Annotated in this window: 19 protein-coding genes; 5 read left to right on the forward strand and 14 right to left on the reverse strand. The window is 31.1% G+C overall.

The annotated features are described in order from the left end of the window. Together CRN98_RS16905 and CRN98_RS16910 are read right to left on the reverse strand one after the other, a co-directional pair. Window positions 1-332: response regulator transcription factor (locus tag CRN98_RS16905; RefSeq protein ID WP_143331315.1), on the reverse strand; the 332-nt coding region annotated here is incomplete at its 3' end. Then, complete coding sequence (locus CRN98_RS16910) at window positions 329-523, reverse strand: helix-turn-helix domain-containing protein (RefSeq protein WP_045897797.1); 195 nt, start codon at window positions 521-523, stop codon at window positions 329-331. The genes CRN98_RS16910 and CRN98_RS16905, both read right to left, overlap by 4 nt. A gap of 58 nt (window positions 524-581) precedes the next feature. On the opposite strand from CRN98_RS16910, the gene CRN98_RS16915 reads away from it, so the two are divergent. Further along, on the forward strand, window positions 582-797 hold the full coding sequence (locus CRN98_RS16915) for a helix-turn-helix domain-containing protein (RefSeq protein ID WP_479723518.1): 216 nt from the start codon (window positions 582-584) through the stop codon (window positions 795-797). A 199-nt stretch (window positions 798-996) separates the two neighbouring features. Here CRN98_RS16915 and CRN98_RS16920 read toward each other — a convergent pair whose 3' ends face one another. Together CRN98_RS16920 and CRN98_RS16925 are read right to left on the reverse strand one after the other, a co-directional pair. Further along, complete coding sequence (locus CRN98_RS16920; RefSeq protein WP_097028584.1) at window positions 997-1,716, reverse strand: ATP-binding protein; 720 nt, start codon at window positions 1,714-1,716, stop codon at window positions 997-999. Continuing rightward, complete coding sequence (locus CRN98_RS16925) at window positions 1,691-2,737, reverse strand: DnaD domain protein (protein ID WP_097028585.1); 1,047 nt, start codon at window positions 2,735-2,737, stop codon at window positions 1,691-1,693. Before CRN98_RS16925 ends, CRN98_RS16920 begins: the two co-directional genes overlap by 26 nt. Window positions 2,738-2,961: 224 nt before the next feature. On the opposite strand from CRN98_RS16925, the gene CRN98_RS16930 reads away from it, so the two are divergent. The 4 genes from CRN98_RS16930 (at window position 2,962) to CRN98_RS16945 (ending at window position 4,733) form a co-directional block, all read left to right on the forward strand. Continuing rightward, window positions 2,962-3,621 carry a hypothetical protein gene (locus CRN98_RS16930; protein WP_097028586.1) on the forward strand — a complete coding sequence of 220 codons (660 nt, stop codon included), beginning with the start codon at window positions 2,962-2,964 and terminating at the stop codon, window positions 3,619-3,621. Between the two features lie 17 nt (window positions 3,622-3,638). Then, window positions 3,639-4,193 (forward strand): sigma-70 family RNA polymerase sigma factor, encoded by a 555-nt coding sequence (locus CRN98_RS16935; RefSeq protein WP_097028587.1) that lies wholly within the window; start codon window positions 3,639-3,641, stop codon window positions 4,191-4,193. A 61-nt stretch (window positions 4,194-4,254) separates the two neighbouring features. Then, on the forward strand, window positions 4,255-4,482 hold the full coding sequence (locus CRN98_RS16940) for a DUF1659 domain-containing protein (protein ID WP_097028588.1): 228 nt from the start codon (window positions 4,255-4,257) through the stop codon (window positions 4,480-4,482). Between the two features lie 35 nt (window positions 4,483-4,517). After that, window positions 4,518-4,733 carry a DUF2922 domain-containing protein gene (locus tag CRN98_RS16945; protein ID WP_097028589.1) on the forward strand — a complete coding sequence of 72 codons (216 nt, stop codon included), beginning with the start codon at window positions 4,518-4,520 and terminating at the stop codon, window positions 4,731-4,733. A gap of 149 nt (window positions 4,734-4,882) precedes the next feature. Here the strand turns inward: CRN98_RS16945 and dcm are convergent, their stop codons facing one another. The 10 genes from dcm to CRN98_RS16995 form a co-directional block, all read right to left on the reverse strand. Then, complete coding sequence (dcm, locus tag CRN98_RS16950; protein ID WP_097028590.1) at window positions 4,883-6,088, reverse strand: DNA (cytosine-5-)-methyltransferase; 1,206 nt, start codon at window positions 6,086-6,088, stop codon at window positions 4,883-4,885. Between the two features lie 131 nt (window positions 6,089-6,219). Continuing rightward, a complete protein-coding gene (locus CRN98_RS16955) occupies window positions 6,220-6,597 on the reverse strand; it encodes a hypothetical protein (protein WP_097028591.1) in 378 nt (125 codons plus the stop codon). 173 nt (window positions 6,598-6,770) lie between these two features. After that, window positions 6,771-7,901, reverse strand: coding sequence for a phospholipase D-like domain-containing protein (locus CRN98_RS16960; protein ID WP_097028592.1), 1,131 nt, complete (start codon window positions 7,899-7,901; stop codon window positions 6,771-6,773). Window positions 7,902-7,916: 15 nt separating this feature from the next. Continuing rightward, window positions 7,917-8,243, reverse strand: coding sequence for a helix-turn-helix domain-containing protein (locus CRN98_RS16965; protein ID WP_097028593.1), 327 nt, complete (start codon window positions 8,241-8,243; stop codon window positions 7,917-7,919). 153 nt (window positions 8,244-8,396) lie between these two features. Then, the gene (locus tag CRN98_RS16970; protein ID WP_097028594.1) at window positions 8,397-9,128 is read right to left on the reverse strand and encodes a DUF6339 family protein; all 732 of its coding nucleotides are present in this window, start codon (window positions 9,126-9,128) and stop codon (window positions 8,397-8,399) included. Beyond that, a complete protein-coding gene (locus CRN98_RS16975; RefSeq protein WP_097028595.1) occupies window positions 9,129-9,980 on the reverse strand; it encodes a hypothetical protein in 852 nt (283 codons plus the stop codon). Continuing rightward, the gene (locus CRN98_RS16980) at window positions 9,964-11,841 is read right to left on the reverse strand and encodes a hypothetical protein (RefSeq protein ID WP_097028596.1); all 1,878 of its coding nucleotides are present in this window, start codon (window positions 11,839-11,841) and stop codon (window positions 9,964-9,966) included. The genes CRN98_RS16975 and CRN98_RS16980 overlap by 17 nt, the downstream gene beginning before the upstream one ends. Window positions 11,842-11,852: 11 nt before the next feature. Continuing rightward, on the reverse strand, window positions 11,853-12,080 hold the full coding sequence (locus tag CRN98_RS16985) for a hypothetical protein (protein ID WP_097028597.1): 228 nt from the start codon (window positions 12,078-12,080) through the stop codon (window positions 11,853-11,855). Between the two features lie 659 nt (window positions 12,081-12,739). After that, window positions 12,740-13,381, reverse strand: a complete 642-nt coding sequence (locus tag CRN98_RS16990; RefSeq protein WP_097028598.1) for an HhH-GPD family protein — start codon at window positions 13,379-13,381, stop codon at window positions 12,740-12,742. A gap of 417 nt (window positions 13,382-13,798) precedes the next feature. Next, window positions 13,799-14,032, reverse strand: coding sequence for a hypothetical protein (locus tag CRN98_RS16995; protein ID WP_097028599.1), 234 nt, complete (start codon window positions 14,030-14,032; stop codon window positions 13,799-13,801). Between the last annotated feature and the right edge of the window lie 146 nt (window positions 14,033-14,178).

Genomic DNA, 14,178 nt, shown 5'->3' on the forward strand with positions numbered 1-14,178 from the left:
CGCGCAATCAATTCACGCGGACGAAAAGGCTTGGTGATATAGTCGTCCGCACCCATGTTCAGCCCGGTAACAACACTCGCCTCATCGCCGGAAGCCGTCAGAAAGATAACGGGAACATCCTGAGTTTCTTTGATTTCCGTGCAAACCGTAAAGCCATTTCCGTCAGGCAAAGAAATATCAATCAACGCCAAGTCAAATTTATTCCCGGCAAGCGCGGCAAGGGCTTCACTCCGCGTAGGGGCGTGAGTGACTGTAAATCCCTCCGAGCGGAGCAAAAGCACAAGGTTTCTGGCGATTGCCTTATCGTCCTCAACCAAAAATATCCGTTTCATTTATTTTCACCATCCTTTACTTTACTGCTCCTATATCGTCCGTCAGCCGGTTTTTCAGCGTCAGCAGGAACAAGCCATGTATTTCCCATTTTTTTAGCTCCCTTAATCCGCCCGGCGGAGCAATGGTACACTACCATTCTGTCTGTGATTCCCCAATTTTTCGCTGCTTCTTTTGTCGTTATATAATCCACGCATAACACCTCCATAATTTTATTATATTTCTTTTGACGGAAATATACAAGCTGAGGTATAAAAACAGCAAGAAAAGCAAAAGGATTATCGAGAAATCAGTTAGCAGACCAAATGAATATTGCCCCTCGATATATTGCGTCCATTGAAAACAGCGGGCAGCACCCAAGCCTTCAAATCTTTTATGAGCTTGTCACTCTTTTAGACGTATCGTTTAATAATTCATCCATCTTCCATTCCTTCATATCCATTTTATCCGATCGCTACCATTGCTAACACTCCTATCGCACTCTGTGAAAGCGACTATCACTAAATCATAGATTTGGGATATCTGCTTTTCTTCAAAGTAGGGGATAAGCACTGATACGCGCCTGGATAAGTTCTTCTAAGGTTCAGATAGAGAAAAGGTATTCCTTATAAGCAAACTTCACCTGAACCTAAGAATCACTTGATAGTTCCACCCCTGGGGTGCCCGCTAATTTTTTCCAATAAGTCTATAGTTGTTTTCCTTGCCTTCAATTTCAACCACATTACCTCTGCACATTTCAAAAATTCTGCTGCCTACTGCCTCGTCTAAATCTAGAAGCTTTTCTATGGTGTATTCGCTGGAGATTATTAAGGGAAGATTATTTAAATATCTATGATTTATTATTTCAAACATAATATTGATATCTGATTCTGTTACCTTTCCCTTAAATAAATCATCTATTATTAAAAGCTCTGAAGTCTTATACTTCTCCATACTTTTTTTATAAACTTCGTCATCCAGCATATTTTGTTTTATTTTAGTTATTACATCTCTATAGGGCATATAATAAGCTCTTACTCCTGAATCCATTAAATTCATGGCTATAGCAATAGACAGGTGCGTTTTTCCGCTGCCAACTTGTCCTAAAAACGCTATGCTGTTTTGTCTCCTATTTTTTATTTCCTTAAAATTTTTCACATAAGCAAAAGCCTTATTTTTAGAGTATCTTGTAAGTTCATTAAAAACTCTATAGTTTTTAAAACTTAAATTTGAATTATCCACATTTAAGCCAGCCCGTTTCCACTTTAACTTAACATTATCCTTAACACTGCAACTGCAGGGAGTTATAATATCTTGATACTTGTCATCTCTTTTTACTATAAATCCAACTCCTCGGCACTTTGGACAAACCTCTTTATCACTATATAAATCCTTCGAAATCTTCATCTGTAAAGTCTGGTGCTTCTGTGCACTCTGGTTTGAATCCTGTATATTTTCCTTTGCCTTCTTTCTGAGCCTTTTTATAGTCTCTTGAATATTGTCCACTTCCCCATTTTGAATACTTGTTTTCTCCATGATTATTATCCCCCTCTTTTGATGGATTTAAAGCATTATAGCCTTTTTCACAGGCACTATTACTGTTAATGTAGTCTTCAACTTCCTGAAGAGTATTTAACTTAAGATCCATCCAGTTACATAAAACCACCTCAATGTACCTAAAGCTTCTCGCTCTATTTTCCACAGCAAGCTCCATGGCTTTTAAGATTAAATCTGGATTTTTTATCTCCTCATGCAAAAGCTTTAACTTTTCACACTCATGAGGAGTTGCAAGGTGGATGTTTGAATTGAAAAAGTTCAAGATGTCACTGAAGTCTTTAGGGTTGTCTTCTGCACTGTTTCCAATGATTTGACTGCTGCTATCATCACTTGGGTCTATTTTCACTGCTTCTGCAGTTTTACCATTTTCACCCAGGGGTCTGGCCCCTTTCTCTTCTTCCTCTTCTGTAGTAGTCTCTGGTATTGGTTTATTTAAATTAACCTCATCCACTGCTAAATTTGAGCAGTTCATCTCCTCTATATTTTCATCCATAGACTCATTATTGTCACAGCATAAGTCATTATTGTCATTCCTCTTATTTTCCTGAAGTTTAGCTAAAGCATCGTAATTTAAGCTGTACCATTTGGTTTTGTCCATCTTTGATTTATTAAAATTTGCAGATAAAATAATGCCCATATCTTCAAGCTTTCTTATAAGCCTTCTTATGCTGCTTTCAGAAAAGAAAGGAAGCTGATTTTGCCAGCTTGAATAGCTATTATATATCCAAGGCCTCCCCTCTATAATGTGAGTTGATCTTTCAAGCCAATAGCTCATTTGCTGAATGATAATACTTTCGGATAATCCTAGTACCACTGCTAAGTTTACATTTAGCACTACACAATTTTTATTTGATGAGTTTTCTTTGCACATTTTATAATCCTCCCCTAGTGTTTAGCATAGTTCCTATGCATTTGCATTGTTTCTATATATATATAAGACACTTAACTTGCAAAAAATGGGACAAAAATCTTTAAAAAAACTTTTTTTATTCTTTTTTTTAAATTCTGTCCCTTTTTTTAAAGCTGAAGTGTCTTATATAGTTATATAGGAAATTTTATTTTAATTTGTAAAATTATAACTAAGGGGTGTTAATTATGAATTATGGTGAAATTGAATTAATTGTAAAAGAATTAATAATGTTAGAAGAAGATGAGTATTCAGATTACACTAAACAAATGATTGAATTTGTTAATGCAAAAGTTAATAAGGAATATACTAAAGATTTATTTACTTATTATGATAAAGAAGATTTAAAACTTGATATATATTTAAAAGTTTATAATTTGCTAAATAAAACTGAACCTAAAAGCCTTGTAGAAATGTTGTGCTATTCAAAGGCAGCTGTTAATAACTTTATAAAAAATAAAAAAAGAGCATTATATTTTAGATTATGTAACCGTATATATAAACCTCTGCAAAGCTCCTATACACAGGAAATATATATGGATAAAATAGCCGAAATGGCTCATTATACAAAATCCCTATGGGACTATATATTCTACAACCCCATTCCAAGTTCTGTAATGAATGAACTTACTAATACAGATAAGGATGTACTGAACTTTATTTTGCACTATGGAGATATTTCAACAAAATTTTATGCAGCTGTTGAAAAAATTGATGAAGAAACTTCTAAAAAAAGAATAACAAGATTTAGAGAACATGTCTCTTATAGAATGCTTATATGGAAGAAAAGCCACCCAGAAGAAGCTAAGTTAATGCCTGAAGTATTTTCTCATATAAGAAATAAATAAATATAAGGAGATTTTGTATGGATTTAGAAAATTCAGCTCTTAAAGCCCAAGGAGGAGATAAAAAATCTTTAGAAGATTTATTTATATATTTTAAACCCTACATAGTAAAGCAAGCTCACTGTATATATATAAGGGGTTATGAAATAGAGGATTTAATTCAAATTGGATATGTAAGTCTTATGAAAGCTATAAATATGTACAAGCCTATAAATAAAAACTTTAATTACTATGCTCTAGCTTCAATCAAAAGGAACTTTTACTATCTCATAAGGCAGCAATCTCGACATAACGGAGAGTACAGCATGGAATTTGAAACTGGTGAAGGATTAACTCTTGGAGATAGCATAGAAGATAACTTTAACTTAGAAGAAGATTATCTAAAAAAGGAAACTCACCAAAAACTTAAAGAAAGCTTCAAGCTATTAAATAAAGAGGAAAAAGAACTAATAAGCTGGATTTACCTCCAGAATAAAAGTCTTAAAGAATACGCAGAGATAAAAGGAATTACTTATAATCAAGGAAGATACAAAATGCAGAAAGTACTACAAAAGCTTAAAGAAGGCTTGAAATAATGCTAAAATTTTTCTCACTTTGCTTTTTACTGCATATTAAATAGTGAAAGGAGTTGATAGTATGGCTGTTACAGCTGATATGGTTAAAAAGTCTTTAATTCTTGAATATGTGGTGGGAACTGATGACGAGGGCAAAGATGTCCTTGGAAGTCAAAGATTCTCCAAAATCAAGACTGCTGCAACTAATGATGCGTTAAATGCTGTTGCTCAGGCAATATCCCCTGTACTTAAAAACCCAGTTTTATATGCTAAGAAACAAGAAGACAGCGTGTTTAGCTCAACAATTTAATATTGATTTATTCATAAAAAAAGGAGGAATGATTTATGGCTAAGAGTTTGGTTTTATCCTTTGTGAATGTTGGAGGAAAGAAGACCAGCATTACAGTAAACAATATAAAAGATGCAGTAACTGCAGCAGAAGCTAATACCCTTATGGACACTATGATTGCCCAAAATGTCTTTGAAACAAAAGACGGTGACTTAGCTAGTAAAAGCGGTGCTTATATAGTAGACAGAGAAAAAACTGAATTAACATTATAATTATAACCCATGAAATAAAGTAGTAACCTTTTATAACCTATGCAAGGCAGTAAGTCCATTCCCTAGGGCTTGCTGCCATTATATAAATAATTATCTTTAAATTAAAAAATCAGCAGTTTGATCTGCTGCTTTTTCTTTTTACTTTTAAATTAATCATCACTTAATGCTCTTAATATTTCTTCTGCTATAAGCTTTATAACTGGAACTGAAACAGCATTTCCAGCCTGTTTATAAAGCCTTCCATCTGATAAATTCTCAGGCAATATATAATTAGTTCCACCTTCAATTATTGGAATATTGCCCTGTCCTACTGGAAAACCCTGTAGCTTAAATGCTTCTGCTGGAGTTATTTTTCTTATACCATCGTTAACTCTAATTAAAGGAACATTGTGGCCTCCTGTTCCCATATTAGCAGTCAGCGTTGGACAAACTCCGCTCATATTTCTGCGAACATACATCCCTCTCCTAATTTGATAAACCTGGTGCATATCCGTTATTTGCTCATCTAGATTAATTCTAATCTCTTTTCTTTCCTCTTCAGGTATCTGTGAATATTCTTCTTCAGTTAAAAAATAATGTGGATATCTTTCTCGTGTATAATAATATCTTTGTAAATCGTTGAAACTCAAATTATAATCGATTATAGAGTCAAGCTGATCTCTTCTATCATCCTCTGTAAAATTAAGCTTATAATCATCAAGATGAATATAGTTCCCTCTTTCATCTTTATCAAACATAGTAAATCGATCTGCATCTTCTTGATTTAAAAAGCACACAATAAATATCCTCTCCCTATTTTGAGGTATCTGTGTAAAATCCATTGTATTTAGTACAGCTTCTTTAACTATATATCCCAGCCTTATTAATTCACCTTTTATAACTCGATAAGTATTTCCGTTATCATGATTTTGAAGATTTTTAACGTTTTCTAGAAATAAAACTCTAGGTTTTCGTCCATGTGTTTGATTTAATAAATTTACAAGCTCAATAATACTCCAAAATAAGTTTCCTCTATGGTCATCAAATCCGCGTCTCTCCCCTGCTATGCTAAAGGCCTGACAGGGAAATCCACCTGCTAAAATGTCTATTTGATGATCTAAAGTTTCCCACATTTTTGTTTGATATAATTCTCTTTCTTCTTCATCATCACATCTATCTAAATTTACTATTTTTTCTATATCACCCACAATAAGATGATGTCTAAAATTAGCTCTATATGTAGCTGCTGCATAATCATCTATTTCATTAGCCCAAACAAGTTCAAATCCATTCTGTCCATTTCCTAAAAGGGCGTTTTTAAATCCAAGGCATATACCTCCAACTCCAGCAAATAAACTTCCTACTCTAAATGGCATTAGCTTCCTATTCTCCTCTCACTAGTACATATATTTCTCATCTAGATAGTAATTATAACATACTGCAAATAAAAAAGCAGCTTTTTGAGCTGCTTTAATTTTTATAAATATTTATATAGAATTAATCATACTTATGGAATATATCTAAGTACTATGTCGTTTGGAGAAGTCCACGTAACTTCTATTCTATCTCCTACATTGGCCCCACAATAACCATGTAACCATGTCCCTAAAACTTTTAAATCTCCATCCCCTTGGAACTGCTTTGCATGTATAGCTCCCGCAGTACAACAACCTGCTGCACGCAATGGATGATTAAATTGTCCATCTGTGGAAGTACAATTAAAGACTGCTCCCCTTAATATACCTATACTTCGTGCTACACCCAATGGTATCTGAATATATGCTTCCCCATATATTCTATCACGAGTATAAGTGTATCTATGAGTCCCCCAATTTAAATGTGCTTCTTTTAGAACTACAGTATATGAGTCTCCTGCTTGTGGCATAAAATCCCTCCCTTTTTAAGTAAGCCTAAAGATCTAAATGGTTTTGATACCATTATATTCTGCCTATCTAATTTCAATAAAAATAAAGAAATTTATTTTTAATCGTTTATTCTAAAACCTAATGCCTTGTCTGTCTTTCCACTATTGTGTAATAAAATTATAGTTTAAATTTGTTATTTATTTTCATCTTTGAACTCATCATATGAACCAATAGATGTAAAATCTATTGTATAGTTTTTATCATCAATCTTATATATAACTACAGAATCAAGCCCTAATTCTTGAAGCTTATCATAAGTTAATAATTCACCTTCTTTTAAATTCATTACATCTCTTAAAATCCATTGTCCAAGCTCTTTATTCGGATTTGACATAAGAGCCTTTGATCCGTCTTGACAAACTTTTGCACTCATATTTGTAGCATTTGGAAGTTTAAGGTTAAAGCTTTCATCTCTTTTCGGAAAAAATTCTGGAAAGCTTTGATGTATCCATGATGGAATTGGTATATAAACTTCATTATAGTCTCTAGACCTTCCCCCTGCATTCCACTGATTAAGTCCGCTTTTAGGCGGAACTTGTCTACCACCTCGGTCTGAAAATAATGGAAGGTATACATGTGGATGATTTTTTACTGGTGCAAATATAAGCTTTCCTGCAGAGCCTTCTGCTAATATATCTGCTAAGAATGCATATGGATCTTCAATAATATCAACCATAAAATCTAAAATCACATTTTTAGTTATAAATCTCTTATAAAGTGTACTTTTAGATATGTTAAAACTATATTCATTTTTACCATCTTCAAAAGATACTATATGCTCCTTAACTTGCATATTCTTAATCTTCTCTATATCTATTTTGTCCATTGGGCATTCAAAAACCATTACCTTGCCTGTGTCTCTAACTACACAGTGATATATCAATTCATCTAAGCCATGAATTCTTTTAGTAGCCTCTAATCTTTCATTTCTTAACTCTGCTACCTTTTTTATAAGTTCTTTAGGATTTTTATCTTTATATAATCCTATATCACTGTTAAACTCCGCTACCTTTTGAAGCGTTTTACCATTAACATTCAAAAATGTCTTAATCCCAATTCCTATCTTGTCTTTTGCTGCATCAGCTGAACAGTCAGAACGAGACAAATTTTCTGCATTAAAGGCTTTACAAAATATATTTTCCACTGCCCTATAACCTAAATATGGAGATGAACTTTCTGAAAATAGATTTGAAAGCGCACCAGCTGCTTTAAGAATATTTTCATATTGTTTTATTTCTTCCTTACTTTGAATATCAGTAAACATAGCTTGCCCCCCTTTTTATTTTTGCAAATTTATTTCCTGTGCCAATTTAATCAACTGATCCTTTTGTTCAATTGTCATTTTTGAAAATTCTTTTATTAAATCCAAAAATTTTTCATCCCTGCTGTTGTATTTTTCATCAGTGACTGCAAGCAAATAATCAGTAGAAACTTGAAAGTATTTTGCTAAATCTATAAGTGTAAATATACTTGGATACTTGCAATTACTTTCATATTGGGAAATCGTGTTTCTTCTCTTATTTATTTTCAGCGCCACAACTTCTTGTTTTTCATCTCTTTTTTTTCTTAATTCTCTTATTCTGTATCCTACAAAATCATATCTCATAAAATCACCTTTTATTTCCTTCGTTACATAAAATTATAAAACTATTTATAGAATAAAAGAAGAGAAACTAAGTCTCTATGAGAGACTTCGTTTCTCTTCTTGCATAAACAGCTTAATTATAATATACTTGTCCGCTACTTTTACATTTAAATATTAAATAAATTCTCTTTGCAGCTCACTATATACTATTCTTTCTATCTCTTCATAAGTAATCATATCTAAGACTTTTACCCCCCCAAGTCTATTCAAAGCTTTAACTAGTTCCGCCCTCTTCTCCTTACTAGGAAAAGTATGTTCACCAGTATATTTCTTTAATGCTATTAATACTAATTTAGTAAACTCTCTATTTCTAGAAAATGCTCTCTCCATTAATTGCTGCTGCAAATTCGTATCCTTTAATAAAAATTCTGTGAGTTCATATGGATTTTCTCTATCTTTATCATATGTAGTATATGCCATCCACCATAATCTGGATAAACCATTCCTTAATAAGGCTCTATCGTTATTTTGCCTTATAAACATATACCTTTCAGATACTTTGTTAGCACTATCTGTGTCTTTAACAGGCCATCTTCTAAGCATATAATTCCATCCTATTGTATAGCATAGACATGCCCATAATCTTTCATCAGATGCTTGTTCTAATGTAAAGTCTTTTAAAGCTTCATAAATAATTTTGCAGTTTTCAAATTCCACATCAAACTGTTTCTCCGGTACTATAAGTACTATTTGAGGAATGTTTATCCCTGATTCAATTGTATATTCCTCATTAAATATTTCATTCAGCCACTGACTATTACTTTTATAATATCCTTTCTGCATATGAGAAGTTATGTTTGCTTTTAAATAATCTACACTGCTTTGCTTAAAGTATTTTAACTGCATCTATTCCATCTCCAATTCCTCTAAATCTATGAGACATTTCTCCATTAATCCATTAAGAATCTTATATGCTAATTCAGTTATTGAGGTCTGAGCTTGCAATTTTTCCTGGGTGTCAATTTTAAAATCATTTAGCCTTTTCATAATAACTTCATTCCACGCACAACCCTCATATTTGTCAAACGCTTCTCTTAAATCACATAAAATTTCAATTAAAACCGGTATTACTATTGTCATAGAAAGAATTCCTTCGAATTTATGATTTTGAACTAAATCTTTATATTTTATATAATTATCTTTGGACAGCTTAATTAGTATTTTATTCCCTGTATCCTCCCAATCTATAGATGACTTATTATTTTCATCTAAGGATGTAATACTAAAAATAGACGGAACCTTTTTTAAGTTGTCACCTGTTTTAACTATGTTTAAAACTCTATTATAATCAAATGCTAGTACATCTCCCTGCTGAATCTCAAAAGCAATCCCTTTAAAGTCCGAGCTAAAATCCTTATGTGCAAAATTATGTATTTCTTTCTGTGCTACTATAAAAATAGAAATTTCCACTTTATTTTTAAGACTATTGCCTGGAAGCTTAATTTTAAGATCTTTTTCATAACTTATAAACTTATTTCTGTAACGTGTTGCTGGACATTCTAAATGCACTGCATAACTTGCCGTTCTATCTTGAATTAACTTTTCAAGTTCTCTACATTGAAGCATAAATTCTATATTTAATATAATCTCATCGCTATAGGTCTCTTGTGTAATATTAGTAAAAAATTTTCCTGATCTATAATCTTCTGTAAGTTCACTTAATACAGGATGTGGATACTGTCTAGTTGTTATCTGCATCGCTCTGTACCTCCATTGAACATCTTAATGCCCTTTTTAATGTTACATCAAAATATTTTTCTTCATTTTTTTTAAAAGATATTGGTCCAAATTTATTTTGGTTTACTATCGGTATTTTTACAGAGCTGTTCACTTCTTCAACATTTTTTAGTTCAGCAGTTTCTGCACCTTCTTCTCCTATTATCGTTAACTGTAAATAAGAATTGCTTTTATTCCCACTTTTAACAATTACTCTATATTTCCCCTGAGTAGGATCTATACAAAATACTCTGCTTCTGCTGATATCTATAAGTACTATATTTTTTTTATTTTCATTATCATCTTTTTTTCCTGGATTATTTTTAGGTTCTTTACCTTTATTAGATTTATTTTTACCTGGCTGATTATTTGGACTTTGATTTTCATCTTCTTCTCTAATTTTTAGCGGCTTACTTTTCTTTAATTTATCTATTTTACTTTCATCTATTTTTTCTATTCTCTTTTTAATTGGTTCTTTAATATCTGCCTGTATTTCTCCACTGTCTAATTCCTGCGGCAAATACTTCCCTACTGAATGGATGTCTATTTGTTCTAGTTCATTATATTCGTTGAACTGGTTAATCTTTTCTTTGATCCATGCATTTAATTTGCTCATTATCTGCTTTGCTTGAGATTCACTTCCTTGTTTTTTATATCTAGCGGTTTCTAATTTATCATGACTCGGATTTTCTAATGCTCGTATAAATTCACTTATTCTCCTACCTTCAAATTTTAAAACACCAGCAAATGATTGAGTGACTCTTATTCTATCCTTATCTATTATCTTCATGCCAGCTCCTCTAACATAGGCAATCCTTTTAGGTAAGTCTTTGTCTAAATTTAAATAAAGTTTAATTACACCCATTTCTTCAAAATCTTCTTCAACAAAGCGGCATGTATCTCTTTTATTTTTATAAGCTGTATAATACTGCATGGTTAAGAGGTTGTCCCAATTATCTTTATTTTTTTCTAAAACATCCTCTAAGGTAGTCTTATCAATAATTTTTTCTCCAACCTCTACTTGAAGTGCTCCATCTAATACTGCTGCAAAATAATAATCTACAGCAGCTTGAGTAATCTGCATTTCCCAATCAGTATCTTCTGAGAAAGCCATTACAAATATACTTGTTCCTATTTCTTCTCTAACAAAAATTTTATCTAAATTATCTGTTTCCTTGTTTAAAAATGGTCTGTGTATTCTTCCTGCATCTTCACACTCTCCAGTAACACCTAAAAAACCTGTTGCTTGAGTTAGTTTCCCGTTTCTTCTATGAGTTGCTAAGTTACTTACCCCTTGTACAGCTAGTACCTTTTCTTTATCTAAAGTTGAATAAATAATAGATCTTATATTTGAACAGGTAAATGGTGCATTTTTCCCTATTCCAAATGATCCTCCTGCTTCACCTGGTTTATTACTTATTCCTGTTGATTTAACTAAATTACTAAAAGGAGTATCTATTTCTCCTTCAGCTCCCACTAATCCGGTTGTGTTATAATCACCAATTTCTAGAACAGATATATTTTTTTTCCCCAGCTCTTCCGCTGCTTTCTGCATAAATCGAACAGTTTCCTTATCATTACGTTCTTGTGCAAAATTTCTGCAGCTTTCAATAATATTTTTCATTTGGTCTAAATAAGGAAATTGTTCTTGTGAAATTTTATGTAATTTGAACTTTACTTTAACAGGAATTCCATTACTAAGCTTGGCATCTAATGAATTTTGTATAATTTCTTTTGTCATGTAATATATAGGATTACCACTAAAAAATTCAATGTTGCCGTCATTTATACCGACATTTCGTCCCCCATCATTATATGGGAATCTATAGCCTAATCTATTCATTTGCTACTCTCCTATAACTTGAATTCTGTCTCACTTTTTGAAAACTTTGATTTTGTTCTTTTTAATTCTTTTTCAATTGCACTGAATATCCTATAAATTTGCTCATCTGTATATTCATAATTTGATTTGTTGCTGCAATTTGATAACAACTGAAGCATCTTAATAATTTTATTAGTTCTCTGCTCTGCTAACCGTATAAAATTTTCTTGTTTTTCCTGTTTTCTATCTTTTTCATCCATTGTTAACCCCCTATAACTTTGTACATTCACTTTATATATACAATATTTTTCATATATTGTATATATATCATAAATATTTTCATAATACAAGCCACATTTTCTATATTTTTATACATCACTAAAGTTTAGCATATAATGATTTATTTTATAAACTAATACATATTAAAATACTTGTAGAGCCCAATAACATAGTTAATTCTATATTATTGGGCTCTACAAATTATAATTCTATCAAATTCTCATTATTCTTGGACATATTTTTCTATTTCTTCAATGCATTGGTTTGATTCTCTATAATTTATCTTTATAGAGTTTCTATTATTTAAAATATAATCTTAAATATTTTAAATAATAGCTCCTAAGATTTTATCAACAGCAAATGTTATTAATGTTATTGTAACTGCATTACCTGCTTGTTTATATAGCCTTCCATTAGATAAATTTTCAGAAAATATAAAAAGTACCTTGCCTTAGTTAAAAGTATAATTATGGATGCTAAAAATTATTACATTCAAACTGGAGATGTACATAATATAGATGAATTATTTAAGTTACTATAAACAATTACGCTGTATATAGCTATTCTACAGCCAGTGGAGCTAATGTTATAAAATTAAAAAGTTTTTTAAATTATCACTTATGAATAATGTTTTATAATTTTATTTACTACTGCACATATCTTTAAATACGCATGTACTGCATTTAGGATTATAAGCCGTACATATAGAAGCTCCAAAATCTAAAACAGCATAATTATAATCTACATATCTATCTTCTGGAATCAACATCTGAGCAAATTCCCAAAGTTTTGTATCATCCCTTGGCCTTTTCTTTTCTGATTTAATCTCAAATATTCTTTCAAATATTCTTATTACATTTGTATCTAATACAGCATAAGGCTGATTAAATCCAAAGCATAAAATAGCACTGCATATATAATATCCTATGCCTTTTATTTTAATTAAATCTTCCCATTGGTTAGGTATTGATCCTTTATGGCACTTAACTATTTCTTTAGCTATATCTTTTAATCTATCTGCTCTATAAAATAACCCTATATCTTTGAATATACTTTTTAAAAATTTAATATCAGAGTCTGAAAGCTCATTTATGTCTTTATAAGCTTTAATTATTTTGAGATAAGGTTGTATAACCTTTTCTACATTGGTTTGCTGTAGTAGCATTTCAGATACTAGCACCCTATATGGTTCAAATGTGTATCTCCAAGGAAAATTTCTTTTATTTTTATCGTACCAATCCAAAAGTAAGTATTGGAAAGCAATTATTTCTTCATCTAACATATTTTTAACACCTTCCAGTATTTTATACAATATTTATCTATTTTTGTATCTTTCATTATTAATTATTTCCGTATCCATTCATTTTAATTAGCAACTTATTTGTAATGAATTAAAATTAAAATTAATTATAAAACTAAAAATCATTCGTATTAAATTAGCCTTTCGTTTTGCCAACTCTGGCTTCTTAAGTATCTAAAGACCCTAATTTTAAAATTTGTTCCAATAAATTTTAAACAAATTCTTTTTGTTCAAACTATTATTTTCATAATCATAATAATAAATCACTAACAACAGTTGTTAGTGATTTATTATTATCTATATTTCCTAAACTATTTCTTATTTATTTCGATATAATATTCTTATTTTTTAAACCTCATCATTTGCTAAGTATCTTTTCCAATTACAATTCTTTAATATTTAGTAGTTAATTATTTTTTTATTATATAGGTTTCCACTAACATAATACTCTAGTGCAATTTGTTTTTTCTTGTAGTTAACTTCATAAAACACTCCTAATTTATATCTGCACACATGCTCTGGAAGTGTTTTCCCATCAAATGACCATATTTCATCAAAGCTATCCTTTGTAAGTGCCATAAGTCTTTCTCTATCTTTATCCTTTTCCTTTTTAGGACGTCTTGATTTTTTCATTTCTATTGCAATTAAATTATCTTGACTTGACGTGATATACTAAAGTTGTAACACTAATGCCGAATAATCTATTATAATAAGATTTAAGAAAGTGGTGTTACAAATGGCAAATAAAAAATATGATAAAGTATTTAAACAAAAGATAG

The organism is Clostridium peptidivorans (assembly GCF_900205925.1).
Taxonomy (GTDB): domain Bacteria; phylum Bacillota; class Clostridia; order Clostridiales; family Clostridiaceae; genus Clostridium_AK; species Clostridium_AK peptidivorans.

Coding starts and splice junctions, on each gene's coding strand:
- dcm (WP_097028590.1), bottom strand. CDS start 6,088: ATGCCATTTAGAGTAGGAAGTTTATTTGCTGGAGTTGGAGGTATATGC.
- CRN98_RS16920 (WP_097028584.1), bottom strand. CDS start 1,716: ATGAAGATTTCGAAGGATTTATATAGTGATAAAGAGGTTTGTCCAAAG.
- CRN98_RS16945 (WP_097028589.1), top strand. CDS start 4,518: ATGGCTAAGAGTTTGGTTTTATCCTTTGTGAATGTTGGAGGAAAGAAG.
- CRN98_RS16935 (WP_097028587.1), top strand. CDS start 3,639: ATGGATTTAGAAAATTCAGCTCTTAAAGCCCAAGGAGGAGATAAAAAA.
- CRN98_RS16980 (WP_097028596.1), bottom strand. CDS start 11,841: ATGAATAGATTAGGCTATAGATTCCCATATAATGATGGGGGACGAAAT.
- CRN98_RS16930 (WP_097028586.1), top strand. CDS start 2,962: ATGAATTATGGTGAAATTGAATTAATTGTAAAAGAATTAATAATGTTA.
- CRN98_RS16970 (WP_097028594.1), bottom strand. CDS start 9,128: ATGCAGTTAAAATACTTTAAGCAAAGCAGTGTAGATTATTTAAAAGCA.
- CRN98_RS16940 (WP_097028588.1), top strand. CDS start 4,255: ATGGCTGTTACAGCTGATATGGTTAAAAAGTCTTTAATTCTTGAATAT.
- CRN98_RS16965 (WP_097028593.1), bottom strand. CDS start 8,243: ATGAGATATGATTTTGTAGGATACAGAATAAGAGAATTAAGAAAAAAA.
- CRN98_RS16925 (WP_097028585.1), bottom strand. CDS start 2,737: ATGTGCAAAGAAAACTCATCAAATAAAAATTGTGTAGTGCTAAATGTA.
- CRN98_RS16955 (WP_097028591.1), bottom strand. CDS start 6,597: ATGCCACAAGCAGGAGACTCATATACTGTAGTTCTAAAAGAAGCACAT.
- CRN98_RS16960 (WP_097028592.1), bottom strand. CDS start 7,901: ATGTTTACTGATATTCAAAGTAAGGAAGAAATAAAACAATATGAAAAT.
- CRN98_RS16985 (WP_097028597.1), bottom strand. CDS start 12,080: ATGGATGAAAAAGATAGAAAACAGGAAAAACAAGAAAATTTTATACGG.
- CRN98_RS16975 (WP_097028595.1), bottom strand. CDS start 9,980: ATGCAGATAACAACTAGACAGTATCCACATCCTGTATTAAGTGAACTT.
- CRN98_RS16995 (WP_097028599.1), bottom strand. CDS start 14,032: ATGAAAAAATCAAGACGTCCTAAAAAGGAAAAGGATAAAGATAGAGAA.
- CRN98_RS16990 (WP_097028598.1), bottom strand. CDS start 13,381: ATGTTAGATGAAGAAATAATTGCTTTCCAATACTTACTTTTGGATTGG.